This is a genomic window from Mesorhizobium sp. WSM4815, from assembly GCF_055811575.1.
Genome location: NZ_JBVVQS010000097.1, coordinates 16,655 through 30,753, shown reverse-complemented (window position 1 = coordinate 30,753; position 14,099 = coordinate 16,655). Strand labels below are relative to the sequence as shown.

Annotated in this window: 12 protein-coding genes; 10 read left to right on the top strand and 2 right to left on the bottom strand. The window is 60.6% G+C overall.

Annotation, left to right across the window (positions count from 1 at the left end; all coding sequences use genetic code 11):
• Positions 1 to 147: 147 nt before the first annotated feature.
• The 5 genes from AC0L2B_RS19815 to AC0L2B_RS19795 all read left to right on the top strand — a co-directional run bounded on the left by AC0L2B_RS19815 (position 148) and on the right by AC0L2B_RS19795 (position 6,115).
• A complete protein-coding gene (locus AC0L2B_RS19815) occupies positions 148 to 1,113 on the top strand; it encodes a LysR family transcriptional regulator (RefSeq protein ID WP_473746533.1) in 966 nt (321 codons plus the stop codon).
• A 139-nt stretch (positions 1,114 to 1,252) separates the two neighbouring features.
• Positions 1,253 to 2,266 carry an amino acid ABC transporter substrate-binding protein gene (locus AC0L2B_RS19810; RefSeq protein WP_473746532.1) on the top strand — a complete coding sequence of 338 codons (1,014 nt, stop codon included), beginning with the start codon at positions 1,253 to 1,255 and terminating at the stop codon, positions 2,264 to 2,266.
• A gap of 172 nt (positions 2,267 to 2,438) precedes the next feature.
• Entirely contained in the window at positions 2,439 to 3,626 is a 1,188-nt protein-coding gene (locus AC0L2B_RS19805; protein ID WP_473746531.1) for an amino acid ABC transporter permease, read from the top strand.
• A 3-nt stretch (positions 3,627 to 3,629) separates the two neighbouring features.
• Positions 3,630 to 4,769, top strand: a complete 1,140-nt coding sequence (locus AC0L2B_RS19800; protein ID WP_473746530.1) for an amino acid ABC transporter permease — start codon at positions 3,630 to 3,632, stop codon at positions 4,767 to 4,769.
• A gap of 167 nt (positions 4,770 to 4,936) precedes the next feature.
• Positions 4,937 to 6,115 carry a MalY/PatB family protein gene (locus AC0L2B_RS19795; protein WP_473746529.1) on the top strand — a complete coding sequence of 393 codons (1,179 nt, stop codon included), beginning with the start codon at positions 4,937 to 4,939 and terminating at the stop codon, positions 6,113 to 6,115.
• 100 nt (positions 6,116 to 6,215) lie between these two features.
• On the opposite strand, the gene AC0L2B_RS19790 is transcribed toward AC0L2B_RS19795, so the two are convergent.
• Entirely contained in the window at positions 6,216 to 7,094 is an 879-nt protein-coding gene (locus tag AC0L2B_RS19790) for a GNAT family N-acetyltransferase (protein ID WP_473746528.1), read from the bottom strand.
• 255 nt (positions 7,095 to 7,349) lie between these two features.
• Between AC0L2B_RS19790 and argE the strand changes: the two genes are divergently transcribed.
• The 5 genes from argE to AC0L2B_RS19765 all read left to right on the top strand — a co-directional run bounded on the left by argE (position 7,350) and on the right by AC0L2B_RS19765 (position 12,489).
• Positions 7,350 to 8,474 carry an acetylornithine deacetylase gene (gene argE, locus AC0L2B_RS19785; protein ID WP_473746527.1) on the top strand — a complete coding sequence of 375 codons (1,125 nt, stop codon included), beginning with the start codon at positions 7,350 to 7,352 and terminating at the stop codon, positions 8,472 to 8,474.
• Positions 8,475 to 8,490: 16 nt separating this feature from the next.
• On the top strand, positions 8,491 to 9,414 hold the full coding sequence (locus tag AC0L2B_RS19780; RefSeq protein ID WP_473746526.1) for a 2-hydroxyacid dehydrogenase: 924 nt from the start codon (positions 8,491 to 8,493) through the stop codon (positions 9,412 to 9,414).
• 13 nt (positions 9,415 to 9,427) lie between these two features.
• Positions 9,428 to 9,784 carry a cupin domain-containing protein gene (locus tag AC0L2B_RS19775; protein ID WP_473746525.1) on the top strand — a complete coding sequence of 119 codons (357 nt, stop codon included), beginning with the start codon at positions 9,428 to 9,430 and terminating at the stop codon, positions 9,782 to 9,784.
• 167 nt (positions 9,785 to 9,951) lie between these two features.
• Positions 9,952 to 10,995, top strand: a complete 1,044-nt coding sequence (locus AC0L2B_RS19770; RefSeq protein ID WP_473746524.1) for a tartrate dehydrogenase — start codon at positions 9,952 to 9,954, stop codon at positions 10,993 to 10,995.
• An 18-nt stretch (positions 10,996 to 11,013) separates the two neighbouring features.
• Positions 11,014 to 12,489, top strand: a complete 1,476-nt coding sequence (locus AC0L2B_RS19765; protein ID WP_473746523.1) for an NAD-dependent succinate-semialdehyde dehydrogenase — start codon at positions 11,014 to 11,016, stop codon at positions 12,487 to 12,489.
• Between the two features lie 801 nt (positions 12,490 to 13,290).
• On the opposite strand, the gene AC0L2B_RS19760 is transcribed toward AC0L2B_RS19765, so the two are convergent.
• On the bottom strand, positions 13,291 to 13,980 hold the full coding sequence (locus AC0L2B_RS19760) for a haloacid dehalogenase type II (protein WP_287174371.1): 690 nt from the start codon (positions 13,978 to 13,980) through the stop codon (positions 13,291 to 13,293).
• Positions 13,981 to 14,099: the final 119 nt, after the last annotated feature.

Below are 14,099 nucleotides of genomic sequence, written 5' to 3'. Positions count from 1 at the left end.
AGTGCACAATGTGCTTGCAATCCCTGGCGAGGGCAGGGCCAGCAATCGAGCGTTCTCGCCTCATCATGAAACCCAAGGCCTTATCGGCTCTCTGTGGTGGTCATTTTTCGGTGCTGATTCATGACAAACCATGCATGACAAACATTCATGGGCAATCTCATGAGCTTCGATGACCTCGACCTGAATTTGCTGCGCGTGTTCGACGTCATGATGCGCGAAAGAAGCGTCACGCGTACGGCATGCGAATTGGGAAGAACGCAATCTGCGATCAGCCATTCCTTATCCAGGCTGCGGCACCTTTTCGGCGACAGACTGTTCACGCGCGATGGAGGCGTTATGAGGCCAACGCCGCGGGCGGTCGAGCTTCTGCCAGACATTTCGGCCGGATTGGCAACGATTCGAGCCTCGATTGATCGCCATCAAACTTTCGATCCCGCAACCACGCGGCGGAACTTTCGTGTCGGGCTCACCGACTACCATGCGATGATAATCATACCCCGTCTTCTGCGGGAGTTTTCCAGGCAGGCGCCCGGTGCCACGTTGAATATTATTCCAGCGAACGGGCTCGATATCCCGTCCTCGGTTCATCTTCGACAGATCGACTGTGCATTGACTGGAGCAGTGATCAAGGATGACCCAAGCCTTTTGAAGATCGAACTGGGCCAGGATCGTCTCTTCTGCGCAGTTTGGAGCGGCAGCCAAATCGCAAGTTCGGCGATGTCATTGGAGACATACCTGTCAGCGTCTCACTTGCAGGTTTCCGCCGATGGTGTTTCCAGGGGACTTGCGGATGCCGCGCTCAAGGAGCTTGGTTTGCGGCGGAACGTGGTCGCGACGATATCGAATTATCTGGCACTGCCGTGGGTCTTGCGAGGCACCGAACTTGTTGCTCATTGTGGTGACGGAATCCTCCAAATTCTTGATAAAGCGAGTGAAGTGACTCTCCTTTCGCCGCCGCTGCCGATCCCGAATGTGAGCGCGTGGTTGCTCCTTCATCCGCAAATGGCCACGGACCCAGGGACGATCTGGCTCAAAGAAGTTCTCTCAAACATCTACTCTGAGTCACAGATTAAAAAGAGAGAAATTGTTTCTGAGAGAGAACAGAAGAAATAAACAGGAGACACACGGCTGAAACCATTACGAGTGCAGCCATTGTATGAGCAGACCTCATAGTCATCATGACGAGAATGAATTTGACCAATAATGAGGCCTGCGCAACCTTGGTGCTCCACAAAAAATAAGGGGAACCAAGATGCAAGCAATTCTCAAGAGTCTGGTCGGAGCAGCGGTAGGGCTCGTTGTAACCAACGCGTCCGCCGCGACGATCGAAAATGTCAGGAAGAACGGAGTTCTGACCTGCGGAACCAACTCAGCGACGGCCGGATTTAGCCTTCCAGACAATGAGGGCAAATGGACCGGGTTCGTGGTCGACTATTGTCGCGCTGTTGCAGCAGCGGTTCTGGGCGATGCGCAGAAGGTAAGGTTCATTCCGCTTACGCCGAAGGACCGGTTCACCGCGCTTCAGTCGGGCGAGATCGATATACTCGCACATAACGCAACCTGGACGTCATCGCGCGACACGTCTCTCGGAATACTTTTTGCGGGCACGTATTTCTACGATGGCCAGGGTTTTATGGTCCGCAAAGCGGAGAACGTCGGTTCGGCCAAGGATCTGGATGGCGCATCCATCTGCGTCACCCAGGGCACTACGACAGAATTGAATCTCGCCGATTACTTCCGGTCGCATTCGATGACATTCTCGACCGTTGGGTTTGCCGATGAAGAAGCCGTCGTAAAGGCATACGACGAAGGTCGCTGCGACGTCCTCTCCGCCGATACGTCCACCTTGAATGCATCGCGCCAGCGCATGGCGAAGGCCGACGACAGCATCGTGCTTCCCGAACTAATCTCCAAGGAGCCGCTTGGGCCTGCCGTGCGGCAGGGCGATGATCATTGGCTCAACGTGGCCAAATGGACGCTCCTTGTCATGGTCGCAGCCGAAGAATTGGGCGTAACCCAGCAGAATGTCGATGAAATGAAGTCGTCGGACAACCCGAACATTCGCCGGCTGCTCGGAGCGGAGGGCAGCCTCGGAAAGGATCTCGGGCTTGGCGATAGCTGGTCCGTGGACGTTATCCAGCAGGTCGGCAACTATGGCGAAGTGTTCGATCGCAATATCGGCAAGGCCTCGCCGCTCAAGATGGAGCGCGGCCTGAACGCTCTTTGGAGTGAGGGCGGTCTCCAGTACGCCCCGCCGATCCGCTAGGCCGGGTCGGTCACAAGCCGCCGGCGATTGCGCCGGCGTCTTAAAGCGCGTCGGGGTTGAATGGAGTCATGCGACACGCATTAAGTTCTTGTTTATGCATGTCGTTATCGCAAAACCGCTGCGCACTTTTGCGCGACATGCATTAGTTCTGCACCAACACAGGAACAGGGTCATGTCCGACGTGCTGCTCGCCGCGCCCTCGCGCAGGAGCCTGCCCCTGCACGACGCCAAGGTCCGCGGCATCATCTATCAGCTTTTGCTGGCGGCCAGCCTGCTGGCATTGGCCGTGGGCATTGCCGTTCAGACTGCGTCGAACATGAGGGCACGCGGGATTCCGCTGTCCTTCGGCTTCTGGAACGAGACCGCCGGCTTCGACATCAATCAGACACTGATCCCCTACGACACGCTCTCCACCTACGGCCAGGCGTTCTGGGTCGGCGTGGCCAACACCCTCTACGTTAGCTTGCTTGGGATCGTGTTGGCCACAGTCTTGGGCTTTGTCGTCGGCATTGCCCGCCTGTCACCGAACTGGATCGTTTCAAAAGTCGCGGCCTCCTATGTAGAGATCATACGCAACATCCCGTTATTGCTGCAGCTTTTGTTCTGGTACAATGCAGTCCTGAAAGCACTGCCTGCGCCGAGGGCGTCGATCGAACTCCCCGGCGGCATCTATCTGAACAATCGCGGTCTCATCATTCCGGAAATCCAGCTCTACGCAGGAGCAGGTACCGTGGGACTTGCATTCCTGGCGGCCAGCATCTGCTGCGTCGCTTTTTGGTCCTACGCCAGGCGCGCACAGAACCGCACCGGAAAGCAGCTGCCCGTGCTTTGGGTCAGCCTCGCTGTCTTGATCGGACTGCCTCTGATCGTCTTCCTCCTGGTCGGTTCGCCGGTGTCGTTCGTGACGCCAGAGTTGAAGGGGTTCAATTACCGGGGTGGACACCAGCTTTATCCGGAGTTCGCCGCGCTTCTGATCGGTCTGTCCGTCTACACCGCTTCCTTTATCGCGGAAATTGTCCGCAGCGGAATCCAGGCTGTGCCGAAAGGCCAGACCGAAGCCGCCCATGCGCTCGGGCTTGCGCCGGGCAAAACGCTTCGCCTGGTCATTGTTCCGCAGGCACTGCGCATCATCATACCGCCCCTGACCAGCCAGTACCTGAATCTGACGAAGAATTCCTCACTCGCGGTGTTTATCGGCTACCCCGACCTCGTCCAGATTTTCGCGGGAACGGTGCTCAACCAGACCGGCGCCGCCATCCAGGTGATGGCGATCACGCTGTCGGTCTATCTCGCGATCTCCCTCGTCATGTCGATGGCCATGAACGCTTTCAATCAACGTTTCGCGATCGTCGAGAGGTGATGCATGAGCGGCCAGTCCCTGCATCCGCCCCTCGTTAGCGCTCCGCTTCTGCCGTCTATGGCGCCGCCTTCTGGAATCCGGCCGAGCCCGGCGACCTGGATCAGAAAGAACCTGTTCTCGACACCGTTCTCCGGCGTGCTCACGATCTGCTTCACAGTTCTCGCTGCATGGCTTTTGCATCAATTCGTGAGTTTTGCAGTCTTGGACGCAGTCTGGGCAGGCGCACAGGAAGAATGCCTCGCCAACCCTGACGGCGCCTGTTGGCCGTTCATCGTGGAGAAATTCGACTATCTCCGCTACGGAGCATATCCGGTTTCCGAGCGCTGGCGGGTGGACCTGACGCTGGCAATCGGCGCCGTGCTGATCGTCTGGCTGCTGTGGAAACGGGCGCCGCGGCGCAACGTGGCGGCGTTGCTGTTCTTTGTTGCCTACCCAGCCGTCGCCTTCGCGTTGTTGCGCGGTGTCGCGTCCTTCAATCTGCCGGTCATCGATACCGTCTTGTGGGGTGGGCTGCTCATCACGCTGCTCATGTCGATCGTGGGCATCGTCTTCTCGCTCCCGCTCGGTGTGCTTCTCGCGCTTGGCCGACGATCGGAGCTTCCCCTCGTCAGAGCAGTGTGTGTGATCTTCATCGAGGTCGTCAGGGGTGTGCCGTTCATCACGGTGCTGTTCATGGCGAATTTCATGATGCCGCTCTTCGTCCCCGACTATCTGACGCCCGATCGGCTGCTGCGTCCGCTGATTGCAATAGCGCTGTTCTCGTCGGCCTACATGGCCGAGGTGGTGCGCGCCGGCCTTCAGGCGATCCCGAAGGGGCAATATGAGGCGGCAAAGGCGCTCGGCGTCAGCTACTTCACCATGATGCGTCTGATCATCCTGCCGCAGGCGCTCACTATCGTCATCCCAGGCATCGTCTCGACATTCATCGGGCTGTTCAAGGACACGACGCTGGTGGCGATCGTCGGCATTGCCGACTTCCTGAGAGCCGTCGAAACGGCGCGTGTCGACCCGAACTGGGCCGGGCCGACGATCTCCTCGACCGGCTATCTCTTCGCCGGGCTGGTCTACTGGATTTTTTGCTTCGGAATGTCCCGGTACTCGCAGTCGATGGAGCGCGCGTTGGCGCGTGGCCACAGGAGCTAGGAAGCGGAGTATGCGACAGGCAGTTTCAGCAACGAGGCACGTGGCGCAAATCCTCAAATAGCCCGCCAAAAGTTCGAGCAGCCGCGAGCGGCGAAAACCACACCGGAAACCAGGCAATGGCTTGTGCAGATGCATCGCAACCGACGGTTGCGGAAAGAAATGTTGGAATGATCGACTTCGACAGGATCTATGATCGCCACCAGTTTGGGTCAGTCAAATGGGCCAATCAGTGGGACGAATTCTCGCCTCGGGTCGAGGGCGAAGATCTGCTTTCGCTGTGGACCGCGGACATGGATTTTCGCGCGCCTGAAACCGTCATCGCACGGCTGCGGGAAGCGGCGGACCATGGAATCTATGGCTATACCCGCCGCGACCCCCGTCACTACGAGATTGTGCAATCATGGTTCGCGCGTCGGCACGGCTGGTCGCCGGCACTGGAATCGCTGCTGCCGGCGCCTGCGATCATGCCGTCGGTAGCCGCGATGCTTCGGACCTTCACGAAGCCCGGGGACGGGGTGATTGTGCAGTCTCCCATTTACTCGCCCTATTTCGAAATGATTCAGGGGAACGGCAGGAAGCTGCTGGTCAACAGGCTAAGGTTGCAGGATAACCGATATGAACTCGACCTGGAGAACTTCGCGAAACTGGCAGCCGGCGCCAAGGCCTTCCTGTTGTGTAATCCGCACAATCCAGCTGGAAAGGTGTGGACGCGCGGGGAATTGACGGCGCTGAACGATATCTGCGAGCGCTACGGCATCCTTGTCATATCTGATGACATCCATTGCGATATCAGATTGTCGGATCGCCCGCACATCGTCTTCTCGTCCCTCTCGGAGGATGCCGCGGAAAAGTCATTCATCTGCACGGCTCCAACGAAGACCTTCAATCTGGCCGGCGTGCCCTCCGCAACCGTGTCGGTGGCCAACAAGCAGCGGCGCGAGGCGCTTCTGGCCACCATGCAGGCATCGTTCATGGTCAATGCCAACTTCTTTGGACGGCTGGCGCTAGAGGTCGCCTACAGCACCGGCGCGCCGTGGCTGGATCAGCTGACGCGCTACATCGGCGGTAATGTCGATTTCGTCCTCAACTTCGCCGAGGATCGCCTGCCGGGCATCACACCGATGCGGCCGGACGCTTCCTTCCTGGTGTGGCTGGATGCGCGCGGGCTCGATCGGAAGGTCGGAGGCGTTCAACGGTTTTTCGTCGACCGAGCCGGAGTCAATTTGTACGACGGGCGCGTCTATGGACCCGGCGGTGAAGGCTTCATTCGCCTCAATGTCGGTTGCCCTCGTCCGCTGTTGCGCAGAGGGCTCGAACGCATGTCCAGGGCGCTGGAGTCGTTGTGAGAGCGTTGACGGGACCGGAGCGGCCCTGCGGCATCGGCGATAGCCGCCCTGCGGCATCGGCGATAGCCGCCCTGCGGCATCGGCGATAGCGTGCTTGCATTCAGCTCCAGGCGTGGCTGGCCAATCCATAGACCCAGGGCTCGTTGCTTTCGCGGTTCAGAAAGCGGCGGCCTTTGGACATCGTCGTCACGGTCTCGGCAATGCCGAGGCCGCTCTGCTGCAGAAACTCGGCAAACACGCCATCCTTCTCGCGCGTATCGACGCGGGCGAATCGACCTGCCAGCTTCTTCAGATGGACGGCTGTGAGGTGGACCGCGTCCTGGTCGTTTCGGGCTATTGTGGGACCAATCACATGGCCGCGCCCGAACTCGCGACACATGGAATAGCCAACGACCTCGCCGCCGCGACTCAAAGTGGCGATCGAGGCATCCTGCGAGAGCAACGCAAGCAGCCTTGCACGGTTGGTCCCGAATGCGCGCGCGTCCAGTTCGGTGATCTCGCGAAGTCTGCCGCTGGGCAGATCACTTAATTCACCATCCGGAGCTGGCATTGGCGGGAGTTTTTGTGGGATCTCGCCCTGGCGCATGTAGACGATCGCCTCGTTCGTGAAGCCGAGCGATACATACAGAGGATAGGCGGCATGGGTGGCATTCAGGGCCAGATTGCGATCCCCGCACTGCTCGAGGACCTGGTCCATGAGCCATCGGCCGCCTCCCTGCGCCTGTGCGCGAGGCGTCGTGATCACCAGGCCAATGGTGGCAAAATCGTCCCCTTGGGGAAACCACATCGCGCTTCCGAAGACGCGCCCGATTCCGTCAACGGCGACGATGCCGTGGCCGGCGCGGCGCAACAAATCCCAGTCCTTGGGGCGATGCGGCCAGCGGACCGAAATCGATAGTGCATGCAGCAGATCAACATCGACATCGTTGATGTCGCGCGCGACCAGTTCAAAGGATTTCAGGCGTACTGATCTCTGCATCTCAGTCGATCCGCTCCTTCAACGAATGTCTTTCAACGAATGCCCAGGGCACGCGGTGTTAACTCCTGGCGCCGATAGCCATGTTTGCGACAGGCTTCATTTGCAGCAGCATTACAGTGGAACGCCAGCAGGTTTCGCTGGTTCGAGGCGTTTTTTCGCAATCTTCAACCAAAGCACGACGCGATTCGGCAGGGAACACTGCTGCTCAGGGATAGGCTGGGCGCAACCTACAGTGTGCAAGCAGAGCGGATCGCCATGAACGTGGAAGAAATCCTCGCGACCCTGATTGCGTTTCCCTCAGTTGTGGGCACGCCAAACGGTGAGATCGTCGATTGGATCCGCGACTACTGTCAGGCAGCCGGAGCCGAGGTGACGGTTCTGCCCGGTCCCGAGGGCGACCGGTCCAACCTGTTCGTCACGGTCGGCCCGCGTGGCGGTCGGGGCTACGTCATCTCCGGACATATGGATGTCGTGCCGGCCGGCGAGCCGGAATGGAGCTCGGATCCGTTCGTCCTGCGTCGCGAGGGCGGCAGGCTTTACGGCCGTGGCACCACCGACATGAAGGGCTTTCTCGCCTGCGCATTGGCCGCGCTGCCAGGACTTGCGGCAATGAACCTGCGGCAGCCAGTCCATCTCGCATTCTCCTACGACGAAGAGGCGGGGTGCCGTGGTGTGCCGCATCTCCTGGCTGCGTTGCCGAGCCTGTGCGAGAGGCCGCTTGGCGCAATTGTCGGCGAGCCCAGCCGGATGCAACCTGTGCGTGCGCACAAGGGAAAGGCCGCCGCGCGGCTCGAGGTGATCGGGCGATCCGGCCACTCGTCACGCCCCGATCTCGGCCTCAATGCCGTGCACGCCATGGCGGGCGTCATCACGCACGCCGTGGCATACGGCCAATCCCTCGCCGGCGGCCCGCTCGATCATAATTTCGAGCCCCCATATTCTTCCTTGCAGGTGGGCGTCATCGCCGGTGGACAGGCGGTCAACATCATCGCTGGCCACTGCACAGCCGATATCGAGGTGCGCGCCGTGCCGGGCGTTTCCCCAGCCTCCCTGCTCGAGCCGGTCAAAGCCCGGCTTTTCGATCTACGCGAGGGCGGCTTCGAGGTGGCTTGGCACGAGTTGAGTTCCTACCCCGCCCTTGCGCCGGCGGATGGGAGCAAGCTGGCGGCCGTCCTGACCGAGCTGACCGGGCAGGAGCCGCTCACAGCGGTCAGTTACGGCACCGAGGCCGGACTTTATCAGCAGGCCGGTATCGATGCGATCATTTGCGGCCCTGGCGAAATTTCCCGCGCGCATCGTCCCAATGAATACATCGAGATCGGTGAGCTTGCTGCCTGCCAGAGCATGATCGAGGATCTCGGCGCGCGCATCGCGGCGTGAACTAGAGGCGGGTTCCATGGCATTCCTTTTCAATTCCGATGCGGCGCGTGCCGCGGTGTTCCGCGAGATTTTTGCGCGCGAACTCCCGGATCTGGAATTCTTCCATTCCGGCGATGAGTTGGAGCCGGACAAGGTGCGCTATCTCATCACCTGGACGGTGCCGGACGACATCTCCCGCTATCGCAACCTGGAAGTGCTGTTTTCGATCGGAGCCGGCGTCGACCAATTCAAGCAAGACGTTGTGCCAAGCCATGTGAAGCTTGTGCGCATGGTCGAGGACGGCATCATCCGCATGATGCAGGAATACGTCGCGCTTGGCGTGTTGGCGCTCCACCGGGAGATGCCCGCCTATCTCGAGCAGCAGAAGAGGTGCCTCTGGCAACCGATTGCCGCTCGACAGGCGGCTGAGCGCCGGGTCGGCTTTCTTGGTCTTGGCATGCTGGCGCAGGCGGCAATCGAACGCCTGAAGCCATTCCAGTTTCCGCTTGCCGGGTGGAGCCGCAGCGAAAAGCGGATTGAGGGAGTCACCTGTTTTCACGGCGCCGATCAGTTGCCCCGCTTTCTGAAGCAGACGGACATTCTCGTCTGCCTGCTGCCGCTGACGCCGGAAACCAGCGGCATTCTCGATGCAAAACTCTTCTCCTTGCTACCAGCCGGGGCGCGGCTGCTGCATGTCGGCAGGGGTCCGCAACTCGACCAGGCCGCGCTGATCGACGCGCTCGATACCGGTCACGTAGCTGCGGCGATGCTTGATGTCACTGATCCGGAACCGCTCCCGGAAAACCATCCGCTGTGGTCGCATCCGAAGGTGATGATAACGCCGCACATTGCTTCGGTGACACAACCACATACGGCGGCGCAAGCCGCCGTCGACAACGTCCGGCGCCACCGCGCCGGCGAAGAACTGATCGGCCTCATCGATCGGACACTCGGCTACTAACCAGGAGACCCACATGTCACTGCTGACCACGATTGACACAAATCCCGCCTTCTCGCCGAAGGAGGCATTGCCGCTGCCTGAGCGGCTCATTTCCGGCACTCCATCCTTCAAGAGCTGGGCGCAGGATGCCTCGAAAGGTGAGAAGGTTCTGACCGGCGTCTGGGAAGCCACCCCCGGCGAGACGCATTCGATCAAGGGCACCACCTACGAGTTCTGCCATATCCTTTCGGGCCTCATCGAAATCGAGGAGAAGGGCGGCGAGACCAAGACTTACCGCGCCGGCGACAGTTTCGTGATGAAGCCCGGTTTCGTGGGTGTCTGGCGCACGATCGAGACCGTGCGCAAGATCTACGTCTGCGTTTACGACTGAGTTCAGTGCTCAAGGTACGGCCGAGTAGAGCGCGCGGCGGTTCCAGAACAATCGGCTATCCAAGTTCGGCCCGACGCGATTCGACGCTGGCGGGCCGCTTATTCTCGACGAAAAATGCGGCGCGCGGTCCGCTATGGTTCCGCTAGTGCGAATGAGGACCTCGATCGATGAAGACCTATGACATAGCGCTCATCCCCGGCGACGGCATCGGCAAGGACGTGACCGGGGCGGCATGGCAGGTGATGCAGGCCGCGGCCAAACGGGGCGGTTTCGCCCTTGATGGCACACGCTTCCCATGGTCGTGCGCCTACTACCTGGAAACCGGCGCAATGATGCCGCCAGATGGCATCGAGACACTCCGAAAATTCGATGCGATCTATCTCGGCGCTGTAGGCTGGCCCGCGGAAGTACCCGACTCAGTATCGCTTCACGGACTGCTGCTGCCGATCCGGAAAGGGTTCACGCAGTACGCCAACATACGGCCGCACAGGCTGTTGCCGGGCGTTCAGGGGCCCCTCCGCTCCGATGGTTTCGACATCCTGTGCATTCGCGAGAATACGGAAGGCGAATATTCCGGCGCCGGCGGGCGCGTGCATTCCGGCACGGCCAATGAGGTCGCGATTGAGACGTCAATCTTCACGCGTGCCGGTGTCGAACGGATCATGCGTTTCGGTTTCGAACAGGCGCGGGCGCGCGGCAAGAAGCTCGCATCCGTGACCAAATCCAACGCCCAAAAGCATTCCATGGTTTTCTGGGATGAGGTCACGCGTGAGGTGGCGAAGGACTATGCCGATGTCGAGGTCTCGCACTACCACATCGACGCCATTGCCGCCCGCATGGTGCTGGCGCCGGAAAGCCTCGACGTGATCGTCGCCTCGAACCTGTTTGGCGACATCCTAACCGATATTGGAGCGGCCATTCAGGGCGGGCTGGGTTACGCCGCCTCCGCCAATATCAATCCCGATCGCAGTGCGCCTTCCATGTTCGAACCGGTCCACGGTTCGGCGCCCGACATCGCGCATCTCGGTGTCGCCAATCCGATCGCCGCGATCTGGTCCGGTGCGATGATGCTCGAGCATCTGGGCGAGGGGCATGCTGCGGCAGACGTGATGTCGGCAATCGAGTCCATAACCGCGCGGGGCATTGGCACGATCGCAGGCAAGGACCGGACTGAAACAATCACGCAAGCCGTGCTTGCGGCGTTGAGCTGAAAGGGCAGAGGAAAGACCATGAATGCGATAACGAAGATTGGCACGTTTGACGATGCGGACCTGTTCCGCCAGCAGGCGTTGATTGGCGGTGTGTGGCGGGAAGCGGATACAAAGGCCGCCGTCGAGGTCACCAACCCTGCCACCCTGGCCGTTCTTGGCAGCGTTCCCGATATGGGCGGCGACGACACCCGGGCCGCGATCGGTGCTGCGGCCGAGGCATTCAAAAGCTGGAAGAAGACGACCCATGCCGAGCGTGCGAGATTGCTGGAGCGCTGGCACGACCTCATTCGCCAGCACGAACAGGATTTGGCGCTTCTGCTGACGCTGGAGCAGGGCAAGCCGCTTGCCGAGGCGTCGGCGGAAATCCGCTACGGCGCATCCTTTGTAAAATGGTTTGCGGAGGAGGCGCGCCGCATCGGTGGCTCGACCATTCCGTCACCCACCGCCGATCGCCGCATTCTGGTTCTCAAGGAAGCCGTCGGCGTCTGCGCCATCATCACGCCGTGGAATTTCCCCAATGCGATGATCACGCGCAAAGTAGCACCGGCGCTGGCCGCCGGCTGCACGGTTGTCGTCAAGCCGTCGGAGTTCACACCCTTTTCGGCGCTCGCGCTCGGTGTCCTGGCGGAGCGGGCGGGCATCCCGGCAGGCGTTATCAACGTCGTGACCGGCATGCCGGGCGAGATCGGCAAAGAGCTGATGGCCAACGAAACGGTGCGCAAGATCTCGTTCACCGGTTCGACCCGCGTCGGTGCGCTGCTCATGCGTGGCGCGGCCGACAGCATCAAGCGGCTGAGCCTGGAGCTTGGCGGCAACGCGCCCTTTATCGTCTTTGACGACGCCGATCTGGATAACGCAGTTGAAGGGGTGATCGTATCCAAGTTCCGCAATGGCGGTCAGACCTGCGTTTGCGCGAACCGGATTCTCGTGCAGGAAGGCGTTTACGACGCTTTCGCCGAAAAGCTGAGCCAGCGCGTCACGCGGATGAAGGTTGGCGCGGGGACCGACGAGGGCACTGAGATCGGCCCGATGATCAACACGGCCGCGATCGACAAGATCGAGCGTCACATTGCGGATGCGAAGAAAAAAGGCGCGCAGATCCTCGCCCAAAGCGAGGCAGTGCCCGACGGCAGGCAATATGCGCGGCCCGTCGTCCTGGGGGAGGCTACTACCGAGATGCTGCTGGCATCGGAAGAGACCTTCGGTCCGGTGGCGCCGCTTTTTCGCTTCGAGACGGAGGAACAGGCCATCACCATCGCGAACGCTACGCCGTTCGGCCTTGCCGCCTACTTCTACACCGACGACCTCAAGCGGTCATGGCGTGTCGCCGAGGCGCTGGAGTTCGGCATGGTCGGGCTCAACACAGGCCTGATCTCGACCGAGGTTGCGCCTTTCGGCGGTGTCAAGCAGTCAGGCATGGGGCGGGAAGGATCGCAACTCGGCATCGACGAATATCTCGAGGTCAAGACGCTCCATGTTGGCGGGCTTAATTAATAGAGGCCTTTCGGAGTCGCAACTGCGAACTAAAGTGCGTCGCGTTTGACCGGCCTCATGCGGCGCGCTTTAGGTTGTTGTTTATGCTGTCGCTATCGCAAAACCGCTGCACACCCTCGGTCAGGCCCAGGGTCAGGCCCGAGGGCATCCCTTTGCGCGACATGCATTGGACCAACTCCCTTTCAGCGGCCGATTTTCAGTGGCAATCGCAAGCCTCCGAGATTGGCCGAAGCATCCCTCCACTTCGTCATCCCAGGGCGGAGCAAGGAGCGAAGCGACGCGGCGTAGACCCTGGGATCCATGCCGTTGCCTGGCGGCAGTGCTCCTGCGGAGCAGAACCGTAGCGGCCGGTGAAGCGCGAGCCGTTGCCGGACTTGTGCTCCGGCATGCGGCGGCCGAGGTCGTGGCGACGCCGATGTAGATCGTGTCGCGCTTCTGGTGGCATTGGCCGGCAGAAGGGTGACGTGCACCGTTGCGCATGCGAGCGCCGTTCTGAGCCGTTGCATTCTTCGGCTGGCGTAACGGCATGGATCCTAGGGTCTGCGCCGCGTCGCTCCGCTCCTTGCTTCGCCCTAGGATGACGAAGTTGGGTGGCCTATGCCAATCGCCAGCGTTGGAGATTGGCTGCCCGACCGGCAGGCAGCAGAATGGATGACAGGGTCTGCGCCGCGTCGCTTCGCTCCTTGCTCCGCCCTGGGACGACGAGCGAGAGACATGCACCAGCAATCAGAAAGGGGCGGTCGAACCGCCCCTTTCTCATTTCGATACTTCGGATGGCGCGATGCCGGAGGCCCGCCAGCCTCAAGCAACTTCCCGAACGGGCTCCAGGCCGACCGCGGCGGCCAGCCCGCCGATATCCTTGATCTCGGTATATTCGTAGAAGGGGTTCGCGGGCTCGTGGCCGCGGTTCACCCAGACCTTGCTCTTGATGCCGAGATCGTAGGCGGTCATCAGATCGTAGCGGAACGAGGAGGAGACATGAGTGATGTCCTCCGGGCCGCAGCCGAGCTTGTCGAGCATGTATTCAAAGCCCTTCATCAGCGGCTTGTAGGCGCCAACCTCTTCGGCGGTGATGACGGTGTGAAAGGGCGCGCCGAGCTTTTCCACATTCGACATGATCAGGCTGTTCATGGAGTTGGACAGGATCACCAGTGGGATTTCCTTGGCCACTCTGGACAGGCCAGCCGGGACGTCGGGGTGCGGACCCCAGGTCGGCACTTCGTCATAGATGCGTTGGGCGTCTTCGGGTTTGAACTGGATACCGATGCGCTTGCAGCTGCGTTCGATGGAATTCTGCACCACCTCGAGGAAGGGTTTCCATGGCCCCAGCACCTCGTCAAGGCGATAGCCTCTAAAAGCCTCCACGAAGCTGGCCATTGCCTCTGGGGAGAGGCGCTCGCCGTAGACGCGCCGCGCGGCACCGGCCATATCGAAATTGGTGAGCGTGCCGTAGCAATCGAAAGTGATGTATTTCGGTCTGAACGTCGACATGGCGACCATCCTCCTGGTTTTCTCGGCACAGCGTGCCTGTACCACAATCACCATAGGCGGAGATCTGGAAGACTAACGGCCGCATTCGCCGCGACCTGAAGCAGATCGTTTCGTATTGC